Genomic DNA, 8,287 nt, shown 5'->3' with positions numbered 1-8,287 from the left:
AGGGTTATTGTCAGCAAATATTAAAGCTCAAAGACTTCAGACGAAGTATTACCAGCCGTATGTCCGGCCTGTAATGCATGTATATATTCGCTTAGCTGGGCAATGTCTTTGAACTGGAACAGTTTATCTACAGATATCTGTAAAGCAAGCTCCTGTCGTATTCGGGCACCGACACGCATTGCCAGCAACGAGTGGCCTCCCGAAAAAAAGAAGTCGTCATAAATACCTATCTGATCACGTTCAAGTAATTCCTGCCATATGGCAACCAGCAGCTTTTCAGTTTCATTTCTGGCGGGTACATATTCCGGTGCCACACTCATATGTGCATCCGGATAAGGTAATGCCTTTCTGTCTACTTTTCCATTGGGTGTAAGCGGTAACTGCGTCAGCGGAATAAATAAAGAAGGAACCATATACTCCGGTAACTGCTTCCTGATAACCGATACGATTCTATCCTGCTCAAATTCTTTCTCCGGTACCACATAAGCCACCAATCGTTTCATACCGCTGGTATCCGCATGAGCGACCACAGCAGCTGTCCTCACCTGTTCGCATCGCTGCAGGACATTTTCAATCTCTCCAAGCTCTATCCGGTATCCGCGTATCTTCACCTGCTCGTCTTTACGACCCAGACACTGGATATCTCCTGTTGAATGCAATCGACCCAAATCCCCCGTACGGTACAGACGACCGCCGCTTAAAAAGGGGTCTGATACAAATCGACCGGCACTTAAATCCTCCCGGTACAAGTAACCACGACCCACCTGCGGACCTCCTATACAGATCTCTCCGATCACTCCCGGGGGACATAAACCTCCTGCCTCGTCCAGTATATAGAGCGGCGTATTGTGCAATCCCTGACCGATCGTCACCGCATCTCCATGATACAGCGCCTTAATACTGGCCCAGATCGTAGCCTCCGTCGGACCATAGACGTTCCATATACAACCGCCACCGGCCGTCAGCTGCTCCTTCAGAATCCAGGGTAAGGCCTCGCCCCCTACCAGCACCTCCAGCCACAAAGGCCGCTCCCAACCACTCTCCTGCAACATATGCCATGTCGCTGGTGTTGCCTGCATATGCGTTGGCCGGTATTGAGACAACTGATCCATTAACAGGTAAGCATCCGAGGCGCCCGAGCGACTCGACACCAACACCGTACCCCCGCTTAACAAGGGCAGGAAAAATTCCAGGTACGCAATATCAAAACAGAATGTCGTTACCGCCAACAAACGGCAACTTTCATCCGTACCAAGTATATCACACATCGAATGTAAAAAGTTCGATAACGATCCATGCGGGATCATCACCCCTTTAGGCTGACCTGTAGAACCAGACGTATAAATAACATAAGCCAGCTGCTCCCCGCTAATCGATACACCGGTAGGAACAACAGGACCAGCTGCAATAGCTGACGTATCCTGATCCAACAAGATCAGTACAGATACACTACCAGGTATTTCCAGACCTGATACACTGTCCGACTCTCCGATCAGGTATCGGCAACCCGAATCTGAAAGCATATACGCCTTCCGGTCAGACGGATAAGCAGGGTCGATCGGTACAAAGGCCGCCCCCGCTTTCAGCACCCCCAACAAAGCGATCAGCATTCGCTCCGAACGATCCAGGCAGATAGCCACCAGCTCCTCCCCTACCACACCTTTACCCACCAGATAATGAGCCAGCTGATTAGCACGCTGCTCTAACTGCGCATACGACAGCGTAGTATCATTAAATACAACAGCTGCAGCACTGGCACGCCTAACCGCCACGCGTTCAAAGACTCCCGGAAACAATTGCCCGCCGTAATCTGCACGACGCGAAGTACTGGCCGACAATAACCTATTGCTATCTGCCCTATCCAGGATAGATAACGCTGCTATCGGCTGTGCAGCATCAACAACGATGGAAAGCAACAACTGTTTATAGTGATCGATCATATAGCTGATAGTCTCCGCGGCAAAAAGGCTGGTAGCATAGGTGAAACTACCGGAAAGACCGTCTGTATACTCATCCATATTTAGCGTAAGATCAAATTGCGCAGTGGATTGCCCGATATTCAGTTGCTGCCAGTTGAAAGAAGGTACTATTTCAGGAGCAGCCGCATGATGCTGCAACTGGAACATCACCTGGAATAAGGGACTCCTGCTGAGATCCCGGGTCGACACTACGGCATCCACTACCTTTTCAAAAGGTACCTCCTGGTATTTATAGGCATCCAACGTAATCTGTCTAACCTGCTGCAGGTAGTCGGTGAAATTCGTTTCACCACGAAGGGAGGTCCGCAACACAATCGTATTCAGGAAAAAACCGATCAACGGCTCCACTTCTTTACGCGACCGTCCGGCTACCGGTGTACCTACGCTTATATCCACCTGTCCGCTATAACGATATAACAATACCTTGAACGCCGCGAGCAACAGCATATAGAGTGTTACGCCATGCTGCACACTAAGTGCTTTCAGCTGCTCATAGACGGCCTTATCGATTTGGAATACCAGTTCCTTCCCGGTATTATCCTGTACCACCGGGCGCGCATAATCAAATGGCAACTCTATAGCGGCGATATCTTTCAGTTGATGACGCCAGTAAGCTAACTGATCATCCAGTAACTTACCTGTCAAATAATTACGTTGCCAGATCGCATAGTCCGCATACTGAATAGCAGGCGCTGTCAATATCGTAGTCTCTTGTAATATACTGGCGGTATAAAGCGCTATCAACGTTCTTACAATAATATCGGCAGACCAACCATCAGAGGCAATATGATGCAATACGATCACCAAAATGTTAGTCTCCTCTCCACATGAAAGCAGTGTTGCCCGCAACATGTAATCAACAGCAAGATCAAAAGGAACAGACACCAGCGCCGCTAATTCCAGCTGCAGCTGTTCCTCACTATCAAATGCCAGTTCTCTGATATCAAGAGCCCATTTATTTGCCGGCATCACTTCCTGGTAAGGAATACCATCTTTCACCTTGATCACGGTCCGCAATATCTCATGCTGTTCGATCATACCTGACAATGCCGCTTGCAATGCCGCAACGGCTACGTCACCTTCCAGCTTCAATACCGCGGGAATATGATATTGTGTACTACCGGAGAGCTGATCGATAAACCAAAGTCTTTCCTGGCTATAGGACAAGGGAATGAATGCAGGACGCTCCTGGGATACTATATCCGGTAATATCATACCAGCATGGCTGATACGCAACTGTTGCGATAGTAAAGCGATGGTGGGATGATCAAATACATCCCCGATCTGTAACTCAACATCCAGCTCTTTTCTTATGATAGATAACAATCGGATCACCAGCAAGGAGTGCCCCCCGCGTTCAAAGAAATTATCGTGAATACCGATCTCGTCTTCCTCCAGGAGATCTTTCCAGATATCCGTCAATACCTGCTCAGTGTAATCTCTGGGGGCGGCAGACACACTACCTTCCGACACCTCGTCGGTCATTGCCAGCAATGCCGGCTTATCGATCTTGCCATGGGAAGTAAGGGGGAAAGCAGCTACAATATATAACCTTCCAGGAACCAGATGCGCTGGCAGATGCTCTTTCAGATAGGCATTGACATCCTGTTTGGCCAGCGTAGCATCAGTAGTAATATATGCACTCAATTGCTGGTATCCGATACTGTCGGCATGTGTTATTACTACCGACTGTGTCACACCTATCATACGGGACAACACCCCTTCTATCTCGCCAGGTTCCACCCGGTAGCCTCTGATCTTAACCTGGTCATCCGCACGTCCGCGGTATTCTAATATTCCGTCTGGCAACCAGCGTACCACATCACCAGTACGATACACAGATAACAGGTCGTCTCCTACACTAATTTGAACGAACTTATCTGCTGTAAGGTCGGGCCGTTGCCAATATCCGGTTGCCAACCCGGCCCCGCCTATACATAGCTCGCCATAAACACCTTCCGGCAAAAGCTGTAGCTGCCGGTCCAATACATACAACTGTACATTATCTATAGCACGCCCGATCGGGATATGATCCCTGCTGCCTGCAGCCGTATCCAATGTATTAAACACAAAGGTGCTACAGCCAACAGTCGCTTCTGTAGGACCATATTCATTGATCACTTCCACATCAAGATGATAAGTGGTCCAGTACTGCAGGTGCTGCCATTCAAGCGCCTCTCCTCCGCATACCAGCCGCTGCGTGAATGGTATATTTTCATTACGCGCCATCGCCAATGCCAGTAATGGCAAATGCGCCGGCGTCAGTTTGATGAAGTCATAAGGTGCATGAGCGATAAAAAGCGGGTCTTCAAATACACTGGTACCCTGATAGCTGCCGAATACCACATACTTCCCTTTCAGCAGCGGCATAAACAATGCAGTGATAGATGCATCAAAAGTATAAGAAAGATGTGCAAAGCTGCCTGCAGGATGTTCATCATCATTCAGATACCTCGTCTGCCCGTTGTCCAGGTAATTCAGCAGGCTGTAATGAGAGACCATCACTCCTTTAGGCTGCCCTGTACTACCCGACGTATAGATAACATAAGCAGGCTGTTCTGCAGATATCTCAATGACAGGTGAAGTAACCGGCAAAAGCTCCAGTAAAGCAATATGCTGATCAGGTACAATTACCTTTCGATCCGGGGACGAGGGGATGATGGATGCCGCCTCTTCACTTGCCAGTAATAATGGAGATGAAATATCCTCCAGGATAAACGCTATCCTGGCAGCCGGGTAATCCGGATCGACAGGTACGTAGGCCGCTCCTGCTTTCAGTATTCCCAATAATACCATCGGCAGGGATACCCCTTGCTCCATACATACGGGTATCAGCATACCCGACCTTACACCAAGCGTCAGGAGATACTTCGCCAATTGATTCGAACGCTCGTCCAGCTCTCGGTAGCTTAATATTCCATCGGATGCCACAACTGCATATCGATCCGGAAATTGCATGGCCGCCCGGCCGAACAAAGTAAGGAACGTATCCTGCGCTGCAGAGACATGTACATCGCTGGTACTGATACTGTGCAGTAAATGATCCGCCTCTCCTGCATCTAACATAGTCAGCTCATCTATTGACGTAGCAGGCGCTGCTGTCACAGCATATAATAATTGTTTGAAATGCCGTATCATACCGGCTATAAACGAGGTACTGAATAAATCACTTCTATATTCTATACTACCCGTATAAGTACTGTCACTACTTTCCTCCAGGAAAAGTGTCAGGTCAAATTTGGCTGTGAGACTGGTGATCTCTTCCTGCATTACGTCCAGTATTTCTGAAGTATATACCGGCAGATCTTCGACCTGTTGCAACTCAAACATGACCTGGAACAGTGGACTCGTTGCAGTATTTCTTTCGCGGACGGTAAGCTCTACGATCTTCTCAAAAGGAGCGTCCTGATGATCATAGGCATCCAGTAACATACGTTTAACTTGCGCCAGCAACAGCGAAAATGATGGACCACCACTCAAGTCCGTACGTAAAGCCAACGTATTGGCAAAGAATCCGACAAGAGATGCCACTTCGGGCTGCATACGACCCGCAATGGTACTACCTACACAGATATCTGTCTGACCGGTATAACGGTATAACAATACTTTGAAAACCGATAACAGCAGCACGAACCGGGTCACTCCTTCCCGGTGGCATAATGCCTGAACAGACGAGGATAAGGATGGATCAAGATCGAAGCGCATGATAGCACCAGGTCTTTGCATACCTGCCCCCCTCGGCCAGGATAATGGCAGCTGCAAAATAGCAGTATCCATTAATTGATGCTCCCAGTAAGAGAGTTGGGCCAACATTCTGTCACCGGTCAAATATGTACGCTGCCAGATCGCATAATCGGCATATTGTACCGGTAATAACGGCAATGAAAATGCTGATCCTTTCACACCGGCATCATAATACGCCAGTAGCTCGCGTACAATAATACCTGCTGACCAGGCATCCGCTGCGATATGGTGTATACATACGATCAGTATATGCTCCTCCGGTTGCAACACCATCAATTGTGCCCGCAGCATAGGATCCTCGGAAAGATTAAAAGGCGACTCCAGCACCTGCCGGATCTGTTCTTCATAAGGTGCCTGTGTATCAGCGGCCTGAACAGATAATTGCCAGCTACCAGGTGCTGCTACTTCCTGCCGTACATGTCCATCAGTATTGATCAACCGGGTTCGTAACACTTCATGCCGGTCCACAACATACCGGAAAGCAGCCTCCAGTAAATCGATCCGTAACACTCCCTTCAACCGTAATACAGAAGGAATATGGTATTGTACACTTCCTTCCAGCTGATCAATAAACCAGAGACGTTCCTGGCTGTATGACAAGGGAACATAGGCCGGCCTTACGGACGCGGCTATAGAAGGTAATAGACCCTGATGTTCATCCGTAGTAATATACCTTGCCAACGCATGAATAGTAGGATGCGCAAATATAACCCTGACCGGTATCTCTCGTTGTAAGGCTTGCCGCAACAAAGCCACCAACCGCATTGCCAGCAGAGAATGTCCTCCCGATTCAAAGAAGTCTTCGTAAATACCGGGCGTAGTTCCCAGCAAATTTGTCCATATATCAGCGATCAATCGCTCTGTTGTATTTCTTGGAGCAACATATACCTGCCTGCCTGACTGACTGGTCTGCGGCACAGGTAATGCCTGTTTATTGATCTTACCATTAGCCAGTAATGGCAGCGCTTCCAGTACCATCCATTGTACCGGCAACATATAAGCAGGTAATCGTTCCTTCAGGTAACCTGTAATCGCAGCATTATCATATATCCCTTCAGGCACCACATAGGCAAGTAACCCCTGGTTCCCATCAGGCCCGGTGAAAGTAACCACGATAGCCTCCTTCACTTGCGGACAATGTTGCAAAACCGTAGAAATTTCGTCCAGTTCGATCCGGTAACCCCGGATCTTTACCTGGTTATCTATCCTGCCCATATAGATCACTTCACCATTAGCATCCCAGCGACATACATCCCCCGTTTTATACAACCGCTGCCCGCTATGTCCTTGCGGATCTGATATAAACCGCGCGTCGGTTAGTGCCGGACGACAGAAGTACGCTCTGGCCACTTGTATACCTCCTATATGTAGTTCCCCTGGCACACCAATGGGCTGTTGTTGACCGTATTGGTCCAAGATCCGGAGATACGTATTCGCCACCGGCTTCCCTATCGGTACTACATCCAAGTTCGTAATATCATTAGGTGCCTGCCAGTAGCTTACTTCAATCGCCGCCTCCGTTGGTCCGTACAGGTTTAACATCTCCACTTGTGGCAACTGCTGCCGGCACGCCTTCACATGACGAGGCAACAATGCCTCCCCGCTGCAGCATACATACTTTAACCCCGCACACTCCCCGCGTACCAGCGTATCCAGGAACACGGGCAGCATAGAGGGCACAAAATGTATCACTGTTATGCCATACCTGTCAACGGTATGCTTCAAATAATCAGCGTCCTTCTGTCCTGACGGTAAAGCAAATACCAGCCGGGCACCTGATAACAAAGGCCAGAAGAGCTCCCATATGGAAACATCAAAACAGAAAGTCGTCTTTTGCAATACAGCATCTCCCGCTCCGATAGGCTTGTAATTCTGCAGCCATTGCAGCCGGTTCACAATACCTCCATGCTCATTCACTACCCCTTTAGGCTGCCCGGTCGAACCCGAAGTATAAATGACATACGCGGCCTGCGTACTGCTGATCTCAACAGAAGGTAAAACAGTACTATAAGAGGATAAAGCGAAGCTTAGCTCATCCATGCAATGTATATCAATACCCAGCTCAGTATCAAGTGACGGAACAATCCCACTATGAGAAAGCATCATGCCTGCATTCACATCTTCCAGGATATAACGGATGCGTGCTGCAGGGTATTCCGGATCGATCGGTACGTAAGCCCCGCCAGCTTTTAGTATACCCAGCAACGCAATGATCATATCCAGGGACCGGTATAAACATACCGGCACCAGCACTTCTGCCCCTACTCCTTTAGCTATCAGGTAGTGAGCCAGCTGGTTACTGCGTTCATCCAGTGTTGCATAGGTAAGTACTGTTTCTTCAAACTGTACGGCGATAGCAGCAGGCGTTTTCGCTATCTGTGCCTGCACGAGTGCAACTATCGTATCGTATGGGTAAACAACCTCGGCTCCTTTGAAAGCTGACAACACCTGCTTTTCATCTGCCGTTAGTATATTGATTTGCCCTACAGTATCCGCCGGTCTTTCCACCACCTCTTGCAGCAATTGCTGCAAGTGCCCTAACATACGATGGATAGTATCCGACC

The 8,287-nt window shown here is 48.7% G+C and carries 1 protein-coding gene (only partly in view); it reads right to left on the bottom strand.

The features are described 5' to 3' along the window. Positions 1–20 precede the first annotated feature (20 nt). Positions 21–8,287, bottom strand: partial view of a non-ribosomal peptide synthase/polyketide synthase gene (locus KTO58_RS09190; protein ID WP_225860158.1) — the end only. 26,122 nt of this gene lie beyond the right edge of the window; only the last 8,267 of its 34,389 coding nucleotides appear in the window; its start codon lies off the right edge, out of view — the gene reads right to left on this strand; it ends in the stop codon at positions 21–23.

Source organism: Chitinophaga pendula, assembly GCF_020386615.1.
In the GTDB taxonomy this organism is placed as follows: domain Bacteria; phylum Bacteroidota; class Bacteroidia; order Chitinophagales; family Chitinophagaceae; genus Chitinophaga; species Chitinophaga pendula.
Note: the sequence above shows the minus strand (reverse complement) of the source record. Positions and strands in the feature narration are given on the sequence as shown.